Below are 16,374 nucleotides of genomic sequence, written 5' to 3'. Positions count from 1 at the left end.
GCCGTAAAGAAACTGTTAAGATTGTTAAGATCAATCGAAATTATCCCTGCCTAGCGGAGGCAACATGAAGTTAAGCGGCGAACATCTCATCCCGGCCAGTCAGCAAACCGTTTGGGAAGCACTGAACGATGCGGACATGTTGCGAGCCTGCCTGCCCGGCTGCGAGACGTTGGAAAAAATCTCCGACACTGAAATGACGGCCAAGATCACCACCAAGATTGGCCCGGTCAAAGCAACGTTCACCGGCGCTGTGACACTTTCCGATCTCGATCCGCCCAACGGATATAAGCTAAGTGGCGAAGGCCAGGGCGGCACCGCCGGTTTCGCTTCCGGCTCGGCCAGCGTCAATCTCAGCGAGCAGGATGGCGGCACGCTGTTGCGCTATGAGGTTGAGGCCAAGGTCGGCGGAAAATTGGCACAAATCGGGTCGCGCCTGATTGATTCCGTTACCAAGAAGTTGGCCGCACAATTCTTCACCTCCCTGGTGGAGAAACTGAGCCCCGGCGAAAAAACTGATACAGCGCCCGAAAGTGCTGAGAGCGCCGAGAGCGCGCCCGCCAGCGCCACGCCGGCAACTGCAGCCGCCGCCTCACCATCTAGGCGCGGCATTCCAACCCCGGCCTGGGTCGTCGGCATCATCGGCCTGGTAGCGGTGCTGATATTGTGGGCCGCCGGCGTTTTTTGAATTCATGACTTTGATCGGCATTCGCGGCGGTGGCGACAACGAGCAGGCGGATTTAGCGCGCCTGTTGTTGGGCGAATTGAAAGCGCGCGGCCAAAGCGTCTCGGTACTCGCCTATGCGGGTGCCTCGGCGGATATCGATATCCCCGGCAAGGACAGTTATGAGCATCGCCGCGCCGGCGCGCGTGAAGTGTTGGCGGTCTCGCGCTTGCGCTGGGCTTTGGTGCATGAAGCAGCGGAGGCGGATACCTACACCCGCCCGGCCCTGGATGAATTGTTAATTCGCCTCGTGCCGGTTGATTTCGTATTGGCGCTCGGCATCTCGGAAGACACCGGCATTACCCTCGACCTGGCAGACGGCAATGGCTCAGTGCAAACGACGCATGACGGCGGCCCGGCCAAGGTCTTTCGCCTTGACAGAACAGCACAAATCGCCGATTTCATCGTCAACTCACCGGTCGAAAAGCACCCCATCCCGTGACACTTCCGCTGCCCAAATCCGTTGACGAAACAGTCGAGATTCTTGCCGCCGGCAACTATGTTGCCGATCGCAATCTGGCAACGACACTCTATCTCTCACTCAGCATGCAGCGCCCGATTTTCCTCGAGGGTGAAGCCGGCGTCGGCAAGACCGAGCTGGCCAAGGTGGTGGCTGAGCAATTCGGTCGCAAACTTTTGCGCCTGCAATGCTATGAAGGTCTGGACGTCTCCTCGGCCGTCTATGAATGGAATTACGCCCGGCAAATGATCGAAATTCGGCTGTCCGAGGCGCTCGGCGACCGCGACCGGGACGCACTCGCGGAGGATATTTTCTCTGAACGCTTCCTGATCACGCGGCCGCTTCTGAAGGCTCTGGAGCCGACGCCCGGCGGCGCACCGGTCCTCTTGATTGACGAACTTGACCGCGCCGACGAGCCGTTCGAGGCATTTCTCCTGGAAGTCCTGGCTGACTACCAGATTACGATTCCGGAAATCGGCACCGTCAAGGCCGCCGAGCCGCCGATCGTTCTCATCACCTCGAACCGCACACGCGAAATTCACGACGCGCTCAAGCGCCGCTGCCTTTATCATTGGATTGACTATCCCGACGCCAAGCGCGAACAGGCGATTCTCACCACGCGCCTGCCGGCGGCAGACAAAAACCTCAGCCGCCAGGTGGTAGCCTTCGTGCAGGAGCTGCGCCGGGTAGACCTGTTTAAACTACCCGGCGTCGCCGAAAGTATCGATTGGCTGGCGGCGCTCACCGTCCTCGGTGAATCCACATTGAACGAGGATATTGTGCGCCGAACTTTGGGTGTGTTGCTCAAATATCAGGACGATATTGAGAAAATCGAAGGCGCAGAATTGCACCGCCTACTTGAAGTCGCTGCCTAACCAAAAACGACGTCAGTGCGCCCTTGCAGAGCGCCCGGCAAAGCTCTACATCTTGGCCATGCTATTATCCGAACCATCCCGGTCGATTGGCCGAATCAGGAGGGGCTGGCGTGATGACAACTGCACAAACCCAACATGAAGACATTCTTGCGACCGCGGCGGCATGGCGCGATTCTGGCCGCGAGGTTGGACTGGCAACCGTGATTGCCACCTGGGGCTCGTCGCCGCGCCCGGTCGGCAGCCAATTGGTGGTCGACGGCGACGGCCGCTTCGAAGGCTCGGTTTCGGGCGGATGTATCGAAGGCGCGGTGATTCAAACCGCCCAGTCGGTCATGCAAAGCGGCCAGCCAGAATTGCTCGAATTCGGCGTTTCCGACGAGCAGGCCTGGGAAGTTGGCCTCGCTTGTGGCGGCACGGTCCGGGTGTATGTTGAAAAGATTGACTAGCAAGTGAAGCGTGACACGCTCAAACAGTTGAATGCCGACCGGGCAGAAAACCGGCCTGTTGCGCTGGTCACAGAAACCGCATCCGGCGCGCAATGGCTAGTATATGGCGATGCCGTGTCGCCCGGAGCGGACCTGCCGCAAGACCCTGGCACGGACCTAGCACAAAAATTGGTGAGCGAAGCGCGCGCGGCGTTGGCCAACGACCGCAGCGCCACCTGCGACGTGGACGGCAAATCCTATTTCATCCAGGCTCACAATCCGCCACTTCGTCTCTATATCGTCGGCGCCGTACATATCACTCAAGCGCTCGCGCAGATGGCGAGCATCGCCGGTTATGCCGTAACGGTGATCGACCCGCGCCGCGCATTTGCCGAGCCCGAGAGGTTTCCCGGCATCGCGGTCTCCAATGGGTGGCCGGACGATGTTCTTGCCGCTGTCATGCCGGACCGGCGCACGGCCATCGTCACCCTGTCACACGACCCCAAGATCGATGATCCTGCCTTGGAAACGGTGCTGAGATCGGACGTGTTCTATATCGGCTCTCTCGGCAGCAAGCGCACGCACGGAAAGCGCCTGGCGCGGCTCGATGAGAAAGGCTTCAGTGCCGCCGAAACGGGGCGCATTCACGGGCCGGTTGGCCTCGATATCGGTGCCAAATCACCGGCGGAGATCGCTATTTCGATTATGGCCGAGATCACCCAGGCGCGACGCGCATCTCGCGAGAGCGCGCCGGCAACGGGCCGAGGTGCAGCGTGATATTCGGTGAAATTCCAATCGCCGACGCGGAGGGATTGATTCTCGCCCACAGCGTCCGCTTGGCTGGCGGCGCGTTCAAGAAAGGCCGTGTGCTCTCCACTGAGGATATTACGGTGCTGCAGGCAGGCGGTGTGGCTGCGGTCTCGGGCGCCCGGCTTGAAGCGGATGATGTGAGTGAAGACGCGGCCGCCTTGGCGCTCGCAAAAGCGATCGCCGGGCCGGAACTGGCGCTCGGCACCGCATTCACCGGGCGCTGCAACCTGTTCGCCACCGCGCGCGGGCTTATCGTTCCGGATCAAGAACGCATCGATCGCATCAACCTGGTCGACGAGGGCATGACGATCGGCACGCTGGCGCCCTATAGCCAGGTTGAATCGGGCCAGATGGTGGCCACGGTAAAAGTGATCCCTTTCGCGCTATCGCGCAGCATTGTCGAGACTTGCCTGTCTATCGCGCGCCAGGAAAGCCCGGTCATGCGCTTTGCACCATTTCGCGGCCGGCGCGTCGGATTTATTCAAACCCGCCTGCCGGGCACAAAGGAAAGTGTGCTCGATTCTACCACTGGCACCCTCCTCGGCAGGCTCATCATATTGGGCGGTGAGCTTGCGAGCGAGATTCGCTGTGCCCATTCCAGCGCCGAAATCGCCGAGGCGGTGGGCCGCCTCCGCACCCTCGGCTGCGATATGATCCTGATCGCCGGCGCCTCGGCGATCGTTGATCGGCGCGATATCATACCGAGCGGGATCGTTGCAGCAGGCGGTGAAATCGATCATTTCGGCATGCCCGTCGATCCCGGCAATCTTCTCCTCATCGCGCATCTCGGCGATATAGATGTGCTCGGCCTGCCGGGCTGCGCGCGATCCCTTAAATTGAACGGCTTCGACTGGGTATTGCGCCGCCGTTTCGCTGACATAGAAGTCAGCCGGCGCGATATCATGACCATGGGCGCCGGCGGATTGTTGATGGAAATTCCGAGCCGCCCACTGCCACGCGCCTTCGCCTCACCCAAGGACCCGAACGCTCGGGGGGACCAGGAGACGCATGAATCCGGCCCCACCAAGGTGGCGGCACTTGTCCTGGCGGCCGGCGAATCGCGCCGCATGGGGGCAATCAACAAGCTACTGGTCGAGGTCGATGGCTTGGCGATGGTGGCGCGCGCGGCCGATGCGGCGCTGCAAAGCGGCGCCGATCCGGTGATCGTCGTCACCGGCCATCAACATGAAAAAGTGGAAGCCGCGTTGGCCGGCCGGGCCGTCCAAATTCTGCACAATCCTGACTATGCCGAGGGCATGAGCACCTCCGTGCGCGCCGGTCTTGCCGCGCTTCCGGCGGATACCGGCGCTGCGGTGATTTGCCTCGGCGACATGCCGCATGTCGATTCAGGTCTCATCTCGCGCCTCATCGCCGGCTTCGACCCGGCACACGGCCAAGGAATCTGCGTTCCAACTTATAAAGGCAAGCGCGGCAATCCGGTGCTCTGGTCGTCCCGCTATTTCGGCCAAATGCAGCGCCTTGCAGGCGATGTCGGCGCGCGTCATCTTATTGGTGAACATAGCGACGACGTTCAGGAGATCGAATGCGGCGATGCCTCGGTCACATTCGACGTGGACACGCCCGAAGCGCTTGCATCTCTCATGGTACGAAGCTAGCGGAGGCTGCGGATGCCGCGCGATCCTATCCTCCTGACACCGGGCCCGCTCACCACGAGCGCGCGCACCAAGCAGGCGATGCTGCGCGATTGGGGCTCCAGGGACCAGAGCTTTATCGAATTGACGGCACGCCTCCGTCGCCGCTTGACTGCCTTGGCCGAGGCCGAATCCGAGCATGTCTGCGTGCCGATTGCCGGCAGTGGAACTTTCGCTGTCGAAGCCATGCTCGGCACCTTGGTTCCGCGCGACGGACGGGCGTTGGTGCTGGTAAACGGCGCGTATGGCCGGCGAATCGCGAATATACTGACCCATGCCGGGCGCCACTGCGAAATCCTCTCAGGTGCTGAAGACCAGCCGTTGGATGCCGCCGCGGCCGCTGCCTATTTGGACGCAGATAGCGCGATCAGCGATGTCGTCATGGTCCATTGCGAAACCACCAGCGGCGTCCTCAATCCACTGTCAGAGATCGCTGAAGCCGTATCCCGGCGCGGTAGGCGCTTGCTGGTGGATGCGATGAGCTCTTTCGGCGCTATTCCCATCAATGCCAAACAAATACCGTTTGATGGTCTCGCCGCGTCGGCCAACAAATGCCTGGAAAGTGTGCCCGGCGCGGCTTTCGTGCTGGCGCGACGCAGCCATTTGGAAGCGTGCGCAGGAACCTGCCACAGCATCAGTCTCGACTTAGAAGCGCAATGGCGCGGCTTCGAACAGAACGGACAATGGCGCTTCACGCCGCCAACGCAAATCGTCGCCGCGCTAGATAGCGCGCTCGACCAACTCGCGGCGGAAGGCGGCATCGGCGGGCGCTTCGCGCGCTATTGGGAAAATTGCCACACACTGGTCTCTGGCATGCGCGCGATGGGATTCGAAACCTTCCTGCCGGACGACATACAGGCGCCGATCATCGTGACGTTCCGCATACCACCGAATCCAGCCTTCGTTTTCACCGCTTTTTACGAAGGCTTGGCGCGCCACGGCTTCCTGATATACCCTGGAAAATTGACCAATGAACCCAGTTTTCGCATCGGATGCATCGGTGACGTCCGGGCCGAGGACATACAAAACTTGCTTGCGGCGATAACGTCAGTTCTCGACGAATTGGGCGTCGGCCCGATCGCCGGTTAATTTGGCAGCAGAGAATCAGCGCAAATGCCCAATAAATTTTTTGTCAGAAAAGCGCGCGTCAAAGTGCAATTGCAGATGTCGGACGGCATCTCGATGCAAGGCAATGTATTTATAAATATCGATGTGCGCGTTTCTGATCTTTTGAACGATTCCTCGGTGACATTCATGCCCTTTGAATCCGAAGACGGCAGCACGCATCTGCTCAACAAGTTCGAAATCCTGCGCCTCACGCCGCTCAGCCACAAAAGATAGCCGGCAGCACGATTGGACGGCAGAATGTTTGAATCTATTGATCTAGATCAAAGCGCTGGTGACACGGTTCTATAGGATGGACAGCGTTGTGGACGGTGTGATTTTAAGCAGATCGATTCGGGATCCATCGCGACTGGTTCCTTCCCTGCGCTGAACCATCACTCCTCCTTCGCGACCCGAACCCCTTCCCGGGCGCCGCCCACAACACCCCTTTTGCGGGCGTCGAAGGCCAAGCGGCCACTCCAAGCAAACGCTGTCGACCGGACCTACGGCGACGCAACAGTAAGCGAGCGCCTACTGGCCGCTGCAAATGGCGTACGCCGGACATGGCAACGGGCGAAGACGCCGTCACACCGTCCGGTTGTCGTCAGTGCTGGGTGGGGTCAGTCTTGCACCGAGTCTGAATCGCCCGTATCGGAGTCATCCCGGGCCGCGTCTCCCTCACCAGACTCGACGGCATTTTCGTCCCCGCCGTCTGGCACAGGTTTACGCTCAGCTCGAGCCGCCGTCCGCGCGGCCTTTTTTTCGGCCTTTTGGCGTTCGCGCTCGATTCGTTCAAATCGATAGTTGGGTTTTCGGGGCAACGAAAATTCCCCTCATTGTCTAAGTAAAGTTTTGAGCGGCAAGCCGCCCTTCACCCGAATTAGTCTATGAGCGACAGGTTTTCAGCAGCCATTTTTCCATCGCGACCCGAAACCAGCTCGAACGACACGCGCTGGCCTTCCGACAGACCGGGCAAACCAGAACGTTCGACAGCGCTGATATGCACGAACGCATCTTTCGAACCATCTTCCGGCTCGATGAAGCCAAACCCTTTTGTCGGGTTGAACCATTTAACAGTACCATTAGCCATAACATTTTCCTTTTAGGACGAGAGAATGGGAACTCCACCTCATGGAGGTTCCCGTGTCAACAACCACAATGTCGGGGAAGTAACTTAGTTAACCGCCTTAACGGTGATCACAAGTGCAACAACGACAGTGCAACGTCGAGTGACAATACGCACAGACGAGTAATATTCAAGATTAATTCTACGAAATCAGCACCTCCCTACTTGAGGGAGGCGGAGTGCCCCTGCGCGAATGGCCAGTATATCAGGTGCCTAGATCGCTAGGTCCGCTGACGGCAGGCCGAGCAGCACCCGCCCATGATTGGATGCATTCACATCTAAATTCTGGGTGATGTGGCCGCGCATGCAGTTGGCGTCCCGCATGGCGCGCGAAATCGGATTGCGGTCATACAGGCCGGCGCCGCCCGAAACCTGATATAAGAGATCAACCGCTTGGGCCGAGAGCACGCCCCCCATACACGCCTTGGCGCGAAGTTCGGTCTTCAATTCCATCGGCGCCACTTCGCATTTTTCGGCCACCGCCATGCCAAGATCGCAGCAATTATGCAGCAGCAACCGTGCCGTCTCGACCGCGGTATGCGCCTCCCCAACTTTGGCTTGTACTGTGGAATAATCGGCGATGCTCTTGCCCGACATGCGGGTCACCCGAGTGCGGCCCTCTTCGATATATCTATCAAGGGTCGCCTGCGCTAAACCGAGCGCCGCTGCGCTCTGATTAATCGAAAACATCGCGAATGCCGGCAGCTTGTAGGTCGCCTCGGGGTTGATCGCACAGCCCGGCGCGTTGCCGCCGCCTTTGGTTTCGTTGATCGGCAAGGTGCGCGCCGCCGGCACAAATATATCGTCGATGGCAACGTCGGTGCTGCCGGTGCCGCGCAATCCCGCCGATTGCCAAGTATCAAGGATTGTATAGTCGGCAAACGGCACGGCATGCATCTGAGCGATCGGCGGGCCGTCGCCGTTCTCGGCAAGGGCCGCGGCAATAAACCAATCCGCGCCGTAAATGCCACTGGCGAACGGCCATTGTCCGCTCAGGCGCCAGCCACCATCGACTTTGCGCGCTTTGCCGCAGCCCGGAATCAACACACCGGCGACCAGGGCGTCAGGCATCGGGCCCCAAATTTCGTCCTGTCCTTCAGGCGGCCAATAGCCGAGTAAGCAATTATGCGAGCAATATTGTGTCAGGCACCAACCGGCGGCACAGCAAGCTTGAGAAATGGTATCGATGATATCGACCATGCCGGAAAAATGCCCCGCGGTCCCGCCGTGGCGGCCTGGCTGCAAAATACGGTGAAGTCCAGCCGCTCGCATGGCCGCAATTGTCTCATCGGAGAGACGGCGGGCCTCCTCGGTTTCCTGCGAGCGCGCACGGACTGTGTCGAACAAATCCTGCGCCCGTGACAGAAGCGTGGCACGGCTCGGTATCGTTGCGGACGGGGTTGTTGGTACGTTCATAAGTCACCAGCTTAGCGTCTCACTTGCGCCACCGCTATGCGCAATCTATCGAGCGGAATCCGTCACGACGCGTGTGGCTCATTGCCAAACAAGCATATGCCGAGCATAAGCCCGCTCAGGCTTTTGCCGTGAATATCGAGCGCCGAGGTTTGGGTGACGCTGCCGCCGCGAATATTCTCGACAACAAAATTCATCGCTCGCAGCTGGGCCAGTTCAAAGCGCCGCACCGGGCCTTTCGCGACCGGGGCAAATGCCGCTAAAACGCGCGCTTCGGTCAGCTCACGGAGCAGCCGCTCATAGCCCGCGTCATCATGCGCGGTCACCGAAATGTTGACCCAGCTGCCCTTATCGCCGGCGCGGGCATGGGCGAGATCGCGCACCGTCACACTCATGGTGCAGTGACCAACTCGACCCGGGTAGGCACCAATTCGCGCGGCAGCAGCACGGATTGAACGGCAAGAATCTCGCGCACATTGGCGAAATCCCCGGCGCCGCCCGCCGGGCCATTGGTATAGAGTGCTGAAACCTCCCAACCCACCGCCTCTGCGGCTTCGCGGAGCACTGTTCTGCCCGCTACCCGCAGGCGCACCTCGTAAGGCTCCGGCCGGCCGTCAGCGGGCCCGTGAAGACTATCAAGCCCAATCAAATCGATGCGCAGATCGTCAAATGTGAAACCGCGCAACGCGAGCCTCTCTTTCACGATTTCGCCGGCGAGACGCGCGCGAGCCACGGCGTTCGGTCCACCGTAGGACAGCTCGCCCTCGCCGAGAAAGCCGTCGAAATAGCCGACGCTCACCTTGTAGGTCGGTGTGCGCGGCCGGGCGCGCGCACCAGCGACCCGGACCCGATCACGGGCAATTTCGGTGAGGCTGATGCCGCTCATGTTGAGCACGCAGTCAGGCGTAATATAGGCCGATGGATCATTGACCTCGTAGAGCAGTTGCTCGGTACAGGTTTGGCAGTCCACTCGACCACCGGCCTCCGCCACCTTGCTGATCACGACGTCACCATCGGCGCTGACGTCGGCGAAGGGGAAGCCGAGCCGAGCCAGCGCCGGCACGTCTTTCACGCCCGGATCGGCAAAATAACCGCCGGTCACCTGTCCTGCGCATTCAAGGAGATGTCCGGCTGCGGTGGCTTGCGCGAGCTTGGCATAATCGTCGTAAGACCAACCAAAAGCGTGCATCAGCGGGGCAACAAATAAGGATGGATCGGCAACCCGGCCGGTGATGACAACAAGTGCATCGCTCGCCAGTGCCTCGACAATCGCATCGGCGCCGAGATAGGCATTGGCCGAGGCCATGCGCGGCAGGATGCTCTCAAGCGGCTCACCGGTCTCCAGCAAGATCAATTCTGGACGATTTGACAGCACAGCCTGGACGTCGTCGCCGAGCAGCACCGCACAGGAGAAATCAGCGAGATCGAGCTCCGCTGCGATGCCGCAGGCAGCGCGCGCTGCGGCCATAGGGGCAGCCGCGCCCATATTGGTTACAACCCGAATGGCTTTCGCCGCGCAGCCCGGCAACACAGCGCGAAAGCGCGCCTCCAGCTTGGGGCTGTATCCCGGACCATCGCCGCGGCGGAGCGCCAGGGTTTCGCGCGCGATGGTACGTTCAGCCAGGCATTCGAAGGCAAGCACGTCGATATCGCCGCGCTCGACCAATTCGACAGCAGGCTCCCAACGATCGCCGGCGAAACCCGCGCCGGAACCAATACGAAGTTTTTCCCGAGCCATCCGTTGTAGCCTAGGTCAAGAACGCGTCGACTAGCGCGTTGAACTTGGTCGGATTCTCGTAGCACATGAAATGTGAGCCGCCTTCGTCTGCCGGGAAAATTTCGACCTGTGCACCGGGAATCTGGTCGGCGATCCAGATTTGCGATTCTGCGGAAAAGATACTCTCTTCTGCGCCGACAACGAGCGTCGGCAGGCGGATCGTTTTGATTACATCGCGCCAATCGAGCGAACAGTGATTGTACAGCAGGTCCGCCGCATGGCGGCGCGGCAGCTTGATAATCTCGCTCGCGAAGTACAACAGCTCGTCGGCGGGAATCTTGGGAGAGAACAGCCGCGCAACCAGCGGCGCCGTTTGCTCTGCCGTCTCGGCGCCGAGCACATCGAGATAGAATTCGGCCAGCGCCGGCAGATCTGGCAACAGGCAACCATAGGTAACGATGTCCTCTGGCGACCAATCGGGTTTGGCGGTGACCGAGGGCGCCTGATCGACGAATACCATACGTCCGAGGCGGTAATCGCCGAAGAGGTCATGATAGCTCCAGATGATCGAGGAGCCGATGGAATGCCCCATCAGGTCGACGTCCGACAAATCAAGCGCTTCGATCACGGCGCGGAGATCGGCGGCCAGACGGCTTACCCGGTAGCCATTGTCTGGCGTGCTCGATTCTCCATGGCCACGCATGTCGAGCGAGATCACCCGCCGATTATGCGAAAGGCCGTGCAATTGATGCTGATACCACCCGCCGGTCAGTGACCAGGAGGGAATGATGATTAGCGGTTTGCCCTCGCCCGCTTCGACATAATGCAGCGAAATGCCGCCTTCGATTTCAACGGTGCGGTCGATGAGTTGCTGAGACATTCGCGTTTCTCCCGGATGGTAGGTGCACAAATTCATGTGCCGAGGGAGATTATCGTTTGGCGCCCTGCGACGGCAAGTCGCCCTGTCGATTGTCCGCTCTCCGGGTGGAAGCTATGATGCGCGCCAATGCCAAGCCAACAGAGGAAGAGGGATATGAACAACAAAACGGACGCGAGCAAGAACGTCGCCTTTGTGGGTCTCGGAGTCATGGGATACCCGATGGCGGGACATCTAGCGAATGCCGGCCACAGCGTCGCCGTTTACAACCGTACTCGGGCGCGCGCCGATAAATGGGCCGGCGAATATAGCGGACGCATTGCCGACACGCCTGCGGCGGCGGCAAAGGGCGCCGAGTTGGTGTTTGCATGCGTTGGTGCGGATGACGATCTCAGAGAAATCCTCTATGGCGACGATGGCGTATTGGCCGGCATGTCGGACGGCGCCATCTTTATCGACCACACTACCGATTCCGCCGTCGTCGCGCGCGAGGCCGATGAAGCGGCGCGCGCACAAGGCTTCGGCTTTCTCGACGCACCGGTTTCAGGTGGTCAGGCCGGCGCCGTGAACGGCGCGCTCACCGTGATGGTGGGCGGTTCGGAACAAAGCTTCGCCGCTGCGGAACCGGTGATGCAGTGCTATTCGCGCAACGTCACCCATATGGGTGCAGCGGGCAACGGCCAGCTCACCAAAATGGTGAACCAGCTGTGCATCGCCGGCGTGGTTCAGGGCCTGGCCGAAGGGATCAACTTCGCCCAGCGTGCGGGGCTCGATGGCGAGCGCGTGCTCGAAGTCATCTCCAAGGGCGCGGCGCAATCTTGGCAAATGGAAAATCGCGGCTCGACCATGCTCAAGGGCGAATTTGAATTCGGCTTCGCCGCCGATTGGATGCGCAAGGATTTGGGTCTTTGTTTCGAAGAAGCAAAAAAGAACGGCGCACTCCTGCCGATGGCCATGCTGGTCGATCAGTTTTACGCCCATGTCCAGCAACGCGGCGGCGGCCGCTGGGACACCTCCAGCCTGATTCATCTGCTTCAGAATATGTAACGCGCGCGGCTGACGGACCCCTACGAATTTAACAAACTGCGCCGCGCCAGATTACGCATCAATACGGTGAGATCGAATTCCCAGGGCGGCACCTGATCGCAACGCGTGACGGTCTTGACCAACGCGCCGAGCTTGGCGCTTGAGGTCGTCACCGCGTCGCTGTCATGATGCGTGAAGCCTCACCCGCCTCGCAGCGCGCGCGGCAGAGACCGCGAATACGCGTCAACCGGCGTCGGCGATTCTGTCGCCGCTGTTGCCGTCGAACAAATGGCAATTCATCGGTTCGACCCACAGGCGGACCGGTTTGCCGAGTTCAAATTCCGGCTGTCCTGCGACTTGCACCTTGAGGATTTTATCGCCGATGATGATGTCGACGATGGTGAACGCGCCGAGAGGTTCGACCTCGTACACCTTGGCCTCGATGCCGTCCTGATCGGCGCCACGGATTTCGATATCCTCGGGACGCACGGCAAGGCTGGCCGGGCCGCGATAGCTCACGCCCGCAAACGGCAGCATGATGTTTTGCTCTACCGCCCGAAAAGCGCCGCCCTCGACTTGACCTTCAACAAAGTTCATCGGCGGCGAGCCGATTAGCTCGGCGACGTAGCGGCTATTTGGCAAATTGTAGATTTCCGCTGGCGCGCCGACCTGACGAACCCGCCCGCCTTCGAAAATTGCCATCCTGTCGGCGACCGACATGGCCTCTTCCTGATCATGAGTTACATAGACAAGGGTATGGTTTTGCTCACGTTGCAGGCGCTTCAGTTCGACCCGCATTTCCTCGCGCAAACGCGCATCCAGTGCCGCAATGGGCTCGTCCATAAGAAAGGCACCCGGATCGCGAACCAAGGCGCGGCCGATCGCCACGCGCTGGCGCTCGCCGCCGCTCAAATGCGCCGGTAGCTTGTTCAGGAGCGGCGTGATGTGCAGGGTCTCCGCCACCTGTTTGATGCGCGCCTCAATCAGCGATTTTTCCATTTTGCGTTCGGTTAAGGGAAAAGCGAGATTCTTCCGCGTCGTCATATGTGGGAAAAGCGCCAGATTCTGAAATACCATGGCCAGATTTCGGTCCTTGGGCGGCTGATCGGTGACGTCTACGCCGCCGATACGCACCTGGCCCGAATCCGGCGCAACGAGGCCGAGCAGCAGCCTTAAAATGGTGGTTTTGCCGCAGCTTGGCGGGCCGAAAATGCAGAAAAATTCATTGTCGGCAATCTTGAGGTCGATGTCGGCGACGGCCACAGTGTTGCCGTAGGACTTGCTGACGCCACAAAGTTCTAGGCTTGCCATAGCGCTATTCCAAACCTATCGCGACGCGCGATTCGGCATCAAAAATATGGCAACGTCCCTTGGGAAAGATCGCCTTGACGATGGCGCCGAGTTCGATCGGATATTGCTTATCCTTGGCCACCTTGATGTGGTGATCGCCGGCGGAAAGATGAACCACCGTGCGCGGCCCAATGGGCTCGACGAAAGTCACTTCCATGTCGAGGCCGGGGCGCCCGACTTCGCGCGGCTGAATGTCGATGTCCTCGGGTCGCATGCCAAAGATAATTTCGGCTTTGGACGCGCTTTTGCAGCGCCGGAGGAGTTCGCCGTCCTCGATGGTCGAGGACCTAGCGGCGCCAAAATCTAGGCCATAGGTGCCATCCGCGCCGGTTAATTTGCACGACAGCAGATTCATGCTCGGGCTGCCCATGAAGTTGGCGACAAACGTGTTGCGCGGCTTGTTATAGACCTCGTTCGGCGTGCCATACTGTTGCAGCAGGCCGAGATCCATCACTGCGATCCGATCTGCCAGGCTCATCGCCTCGATCTGGTCATGGGTGACATAGACCATGGTTTGCTGGAACTCATGCTGGAGATGCTTCAACTCGGTGCGCATGAAGGCGCGAAACGCCGCATCGAGATTGCTCAACGGTTCATCCAACAAGAAAATCTCTGGCTCCGTCACGGCCGAGCGGCCGATCGCCACTTTTTGTAATTCGTTGACGCTGAGCTTACTGGTACGCCAATCGAGGCGGTCGTTGAGGCGCATCAAATCGGCCATGTTTTGCACCCGGCGTTCGATTTCGCTCTTCTCGACGCCGCGTACTTTGAGACCGAATTCCAAATTCTTCCGCACTGTCATATGGGTGAAGATGGCGTAATTTTGAAAAACAAATCCGACATCCCGCTTGTTGGCGGGAATCATCCGCATGTCCTTGCCACCGAACAGAATCGAACCGCTAGTCGGCATTTCAATTCCGGCGATCATGTTCATGGTCGTCGTTTTGCCGCAGCCGGAAGGCCCCAGAAGGGCGACAAATTCCTTGTCGCGGATCTCGAGATTAAGTTCATTCACGGCCAGCAATTCGCCGAATTTCTTGGTCAGGCCGGTAATCTCGATAGAGGCCATGTCTCAGGCCTCCGCTTTCTTCTGCGCCGCCTGCATGCGATTGATACCGACCACGGCGATCAAACTGAGGCAAATCAGGATAAAGAGTCCAATCGACGCCACGTAGGACCATTCGAGATCCTTAAAAGTGAGATCGAGAATGTAGACGGAGATCGACTTAGTGGCGACGCCAGGACCGCCGCCTGTCATGACGTAAAGAATGTCAAAAATCTTGAAGCATTCTACGGTGCGAATCACTAGGGCAATGATCATGACCGTTTTCATGCGCGGCAGCACAATACGCCAAAAGCGATGCCATGAATTAGCGCCGAGCAGCGTCGCCGCTTTCATTTGATCCTCCGGCACACCGACCATGCCGGCGAGCAGAATCAGGAACATCAGTGGCGTCCATTGCCAGATGTCGGCAACCATCACTGACAGCATTGCCAGATCGGGGTCGGCGAGCCACAGCGTCTCCACCTTGGTTCCAGAAATACTGCTGAGGATGCCGTTGATCGGCCCCGTACTCTGAAACAGCATGAAGAACATGTAGCCGGCGACGGCGGGCACGATCATCATCGGCATCAGCATGATCGAATAGAAGATGCGTTTGCCGGGGAATTTTTCGGCGAACAACATGGCCAGACCGAGACCGAGCAGAAATTCAACCGGCACCACGACAACAACAATTAGAAAGGTGCGGCCAAGCGATTCCCAAAATTTCGAATCATCGAAAATCTCAATGTAATTGCCGAACCAGTTCATTGATTCATAGGCGTAGTACCAAGGCACGCCATCGAGCGGCCCCCACCAGCTGAAGCTGACATAGAGCTGCATACAGAGCGGAAAGGCGACGATAAACAACAGCAGAAGCTGGGCAGGCAAGGTCATGAAAAGACCGAGCCGTTTGCCTTCACGCTCGAGCGGTGTGAGCGCCGGCTTGTTCTTGCGGCCAGACTTGGCGGGCCGCGGCGATAATCCGGGCGGGGCGATGACGGCAGTATCCGTCATTGCTTGAGCGCCCCGAAGGTGAGGCCGCGCACCAGGTATTTCTGAATGGCGATGCCGAATATCACCGGCGGCAAGGCCGCGATCAGGCCGAGCGCCGCCTTGGCGCCGTACATCTGCCCCGACATCGCCGAAGACAGCGAATTCATATAGACCGGAATCGTCACCCAATCCTTGCGCGTCAACAGCAGCGCTATGACATAGTCGCTCCAATTTAGGATAAAGACGAACAGCGCCGTACTGGCCAGCGCCGCCTTGACCATCGGCAACGTCACCTTCCAAAACACCCGGAACCAGCTACAGCCTTCGACCAGCGCGGCCTCTTCGATCTCACGCGGTACTTCGTCGAAGAATGTTTTCATCAGCCAAAAGGCGAACGGCAACGTGACGATGCCATAGATCAGCGAGAGGCCCCACCAGGTGTCCATGGCACCCAAGAAGGCCCACATGATCATCACCGGAATCATCACCGCGAGCGGTGGGAACAAGCGTAATTGCAAGACGCCAAGCGGCAAATTGCCGCCCACCTTGAAGCGAGAGACGGCATACGCGCCGAATGTTCCAGCCACCACCGCGATTATCGTGCCCAACAACGCGGTGACAAGGCTGGCTAATATCGGCTTGCCGGCCGTGCGCTCATGGGAAATCGAAACCGCGTCGGTATGACCGGTAAAGATATATTCGAAATTGCCCCAGGTTTCCTCATGCGGCAACCAGTGCAATTCCGACGCGCTGGTCACCCATTCGGTATGCGGCTTGGAC

Annotated in this window: 19 protein-coding genes; 9 read left to right on the top strand and 10 right to left on the bottom strand. The window is 59.4% G+C overall.

Annotated elements, in window-relative coordinates:
* Window positions 1-64 precede the first annotated feature (64 nt).
* The 8 genes from O3A94_11435 to O3A94_11400 all read left to right on the top strand — a co-directional run bounded on the left by O3A94_11435 (window position 65) and on the right by O3A94_11400 (window position 6,284).
* Entirely contained in the window at window positions 65-685 is a 621-nt protein-coding gene (locus tag O3A94_11435; protein ID MDA1356864.1) for a carbon monoxide dehydrogenase subunit G, read from the top strand.
* A gap of 4 nt (window positions 686-689) precedes the next feature.
* Window positions 690-1,163 carry a molybdopterin-guanine dinucleotide biosynthesis protein MobB gene (locus O3A94_11430; GenBank protein ID MDA1356863.1) on the top strand — a complete coding sequence of 158 codons (474 nt, stop codon included), beginning with the start codon at window positions 690-692 and terminating at the stop codon, window positions 1,161-1,163.
* Window positions 1,160-2,056 carry a MoxR family ATPase gene (locus O3A94_11425; protein MDA1356862.1) on the top strand — a complete coding sequence of 299 codons (897 nt, stop codon included), beginning with the start codon at window positions 1,160-1,162 and terminating at the stop codon, window positions 2,054-2,056. Before O3A94_11430 ends, O3A94_11425 begins: the two co-directional genes overlap by 4 nt.
* 113 nt (window positions 2,057-2,169) lie before the next feature.
* The gene (locus O3A94_11420; GenBank protein MDA1356861.1) at window positions 2,170-2,502 is read left to right on the top strand and encodes an XdhC family protein; all 333 of its coding nucleotides are present in this window, start codon (window positions 2,170-2,172) and stop codon (window positions 2,500-2,502) included.
* Between the two features lie 3 nt (window positions 2,503-2,505).
* Window positions 2,506-3,258, top strand: a complete 753-nt coding sequence (locus O3A94_11415) for an XdhC family protein (GenBank protein ID MDA1356860.1) — start codon at window positions 2,506-2,508, stop codon at window positions 3,256-3,258.
* Window positions 3,255-4,907: a molybdopterin-binding/glycosyltransferase family 2 protein gene (locus tag O3A94_11410; GenBank protein ID MDA1356859.1), complete on the top strand. Its 1,653-nt coding sequence runs from the start codon at window positions 3,255-3,257 to the stop codon at window positions 4,905-4,907. Before O3A94_11415 ends, O3A94_11410 begins: the two co-directional genes overlap by 4 nt.
* 12 nt (window positions 4,908-4,919) lie before the next feature.
* A complete protein-coding gene (locus O3A94_11405; GenBank protein MDA1356858.1) occupies window positions 4,920-6,032 on the top strand; it encodes a 2-aminoethylphosphonate--pyruvate transaminase in 1,113 nt (370 codons plus the stop codon).
* 24 nt (window positions 6,033-6,056) lie between these two features.
* Window positions 6,057-6,284, top strand: coding sequence for a hypothetical protein (locus O3A94_11400; protein MDA1356857.1), 228 nt, complete (start codon window positions 6,057-6,059; stop codon window positions 6,282-6,284).
* Between the two features lie 643 nt (window positions 6,285-6,927).
* On the opposite strand, the gene O3A94_11395 is transcribed toward O3A94_11400, so the two are convergent.
* The 5 genes from O3A94_11395 to O3A94_11375 form a co-directional block, all read right to left on the bottom strand.
* A complete protein-coding gene (locus tag O3A94_11395; GenBank protein MDA1356856.1) occupies window positions 6,928-7,137 on the bottom strand; it encodes a cold-shock protein in 210 nt (69 codons plus the stop codon).
* 249 nt (window positions 7,138-7,386) lie between these two features.
* Window positions 7,387-8,589 (bottom strand): acyl-CoA dehydrogenase family protein, encoded by a 1,203-nt coding sequence (locus O3A94_11390; protein MDA1356855.1) that lies wholly within the window; start codon window positions 8,587-8,589, stop codon window positions 7,387-7,389.
* Window positions 8,590-8,651: 62 nt separating this feature from the next.
* Entirely contained in the window at window positions 8,652-8,981 is a 330-nt protein-coding gene (locus tag O3A94_11385) for a hypothetical protein (protein ID MDA1356854.1), read from the bottom strand.
* Window positions 8,978-10,324, bottom strand: a complete 1,347-nt coding sequence (locus O3A94_11380; GenBank protein ID MDA1356853.1) for a DUF1446 domain-containing protein — start codon at window positions 10,322-10,324, stop codon at window positions 8,978-8,980. The genes O3A94_11385 and O3A94_11380 overlap by 4 nt, the downstream gene beginning before the upstream one ends.
* Before the next feature lie 10 nt (window positions 10,325-10,334).
* Complete coding sequence (locus O3A94_11375; GenBank protein ID MDA1356852.1) at window positions 10,335-11,183, bottom strand: alpha/beta hydrolase; 849 nt, start codon at window positions 11,181-11,183, stop codon at window positions 10,335-10,337.
* 153 nt (window positions 11,184-11,336) lie between these two features.
* On the opposite strand from O3A94_11375, the gene O3A94_11370 reads away from it, so the two are divergent.
* A complete protein-coding gene (locus tag O3A94_11370; GenBank protein MDA1356851.1) occupies window positions 11,337-12,227 on the top strand; it encodes an NAD(P)-dependent oxidoreductase in 891 nt (296 codons plus the stop codon).
* A 20-nt stretch (window positions 12,228-12,247) separates the two neighbouring features.
* On the opposite strand, the gene O3A94_11365 is transcribed toward O3A94_11370, so the two are convergent.
* The 5 genes from O3A94_11365 to O3A94_11345 form a co-directional block, all read right to left on the bottom strand.
* Window positions 12,248-12,379 carry a hypothetical protein gene (locus O3A94_11365; protein ID MDA1356850.1) on the bottom strand — a complete coding sequence of 44 codons (132 nt, stop codon included), beginning with the start codon at window positions 12,377-12,379 and terminating at the stop codon, window positions 12,248-12,250.
* A 70-nt stretch (window positions 12,380-12,449) separates the two neighbouring features.
* Window positions 12,450-13,517 carry an ABC transporter ATP-binding protein gene (locus tag O3A94_11360; protein MDA1356849.1) on the bottom strand — a complete coding sequence of 356 codons (1,068 nt, stop codon included), beginning with the start codon at window positions 13,515-13,517 and terminating at the stop codon, window positions 12,450-12,452.
* A gap of 4 nt (window positions 13,518-13,521) precedes the next feature.
* Window positions 13,522-14,625 carry an ABC transporter ATP-binding protein gene (locus O3A94_11355; protein ID MDA1356848.1) on the bottom strand — a complete coding sequence of 368 codons (1,104 nt, stop codon included), beginning with the start codon at window positions 14,623-14,625 and terminating at the stop codon, window positions 13,522-13,524.
* Between the two features lie 3 nt (window positions 14,626-14,628).
* Window positions 14,629-15,495, bottom strand: coding sequence for a sugar ABC transporter permease (locus O3A94_11350; GenBank protein ID MDA1356847.1), 867 nt, complete (start codon window positions 15,493-15,495; stop codon window positions 14,629-14,631).
* A gap of 116 nt (window positions 15,496-15,611) precedes the next feature.
* On the bottom strand, window positions 15,612-16,374 hold a 763-nt coding region (locus tag O3A94_11345), incomplete at its 5' end, for a carbohydrate ABC transporter permease (protein ID MDA1356846.1).

The sequence above is a fragment of the Pseudomonadota bacterium genome (assembly GCA_027624955.1).
Classification (GTDB): domain Bacteria; phylum Pseudomonadota; class Alphaproteobacteria; order UBA828; family UBA828; genus PTKB01.
Note: the sequence above shows the minus strand (reverse complement) of the source record. Positions and strands in the feature narration are given on the sequence as shown.

What these genes read in the sequence shown, in the direction of transcription:
- O3A94_11435 (MDA1356864.1), top strand. Translation starts at nt 65, where the DNA reads ATGAAGTTAAGCGGCGAACATCTCATCCCGGCCAGTCAGCAAACCGTT.
- O3A94_11430 (MDA1356863.1), top strand. Translation starts at nt 690, where the DNA reads ATGACTTTGATCGGCATTCGCGGCGGTGGCGACAACGAGCAGGCGGAT.
- O3A94_11420 (MDA1356861.1), top strand. Translation starts at nt 2,170, where the DNA reads ATGACAACTGCACAAACCCAACATGAAGACATTCTTGCGACCGCGGCG.
- O3A94_11405 (MDA1356858.1), top strand. Translation starts at nt 4,920, where the DNA reads ATGCCGCGCGATCCTATCCTCCTGACACCGGGCCCGCTCACCACGAGC.
- O3A94_11400 (MDA1356857.1), top strand. Translation starts at nt 6,057, where the DNA reads ATGCCCAATAAATTTTTTGTCAGAAAAGCGCGCGTCAAAGTGCAATTG.
- O3A94_11395 (MDA1356856.1), bottom strand. Translation starts at nt 7,137, where the DNA reads ATGGCTAATGGTACTGTTAAATGGTTCAACCCGACAAAAGGGTTTGGC.
- O3A94_11390 (MDA1356855.1), bottom strand. Translation starts at nt 8,589, where the DNA reads ATGAACGTACCAACAACCCCGTCCGCAACGATACCGAGCCGTGCCACG.
- O3A94_11385 (MDA1356854.1), bottom strand. Translation starts at nt 8,981, where the DNA reads ATGAGTGTGACGGTGCGCGATCTCGCCCATGCCCGCGCCGGCGATAAG.
- O3A94_11380 (MDA1356853.1), bottom strand. Translation starts at nt 10,324, where the DNA reads ATGGCTCGGGAAAAACTTCGTATTGGTTCCGGCGCGGGTTTCGCCGGC.
- O3A94_11375 (MDA1356852.1), bottom strand. Translation starts at nt 11,183, where the DNA reads ATGTCTCAGCAACTCATCGACCGCACCGTTGAAATCGAAGGCGGCATT.
- O3A94_11370 (MDA1356851.1), top strand. Translation starts at nt 11,337, where the DNA reads ATGAACAACAAAACGGACGCGAGCAAGAACGTCGCCTTTGTGGGTCTC.
- O3A94_11360 (MDA1356849.1), bottom strand. Translation starts at nt 13,517, where the DNA reads ATGGCAAGCCTAGAACTTTGTGGCGTCAGCAAGTCCTACGGCAACACT.
- O3A94_11355 (MDA1356848.1), bottom strand. Translation starts at nt 14,625, where the DNA reads ATGGCCTCTATCGAGATTACCGGCCTGACCAAGAAATTCGGCGAATTG.
- O3A94_11350 (MDA1356847.1), bottom strand. Translation starts at nt 15,495, where the DNA reads ATGACCTTGCCTGCCCAGCTTCTGCTGTTGTTTATCGTCGCCTTTCCG.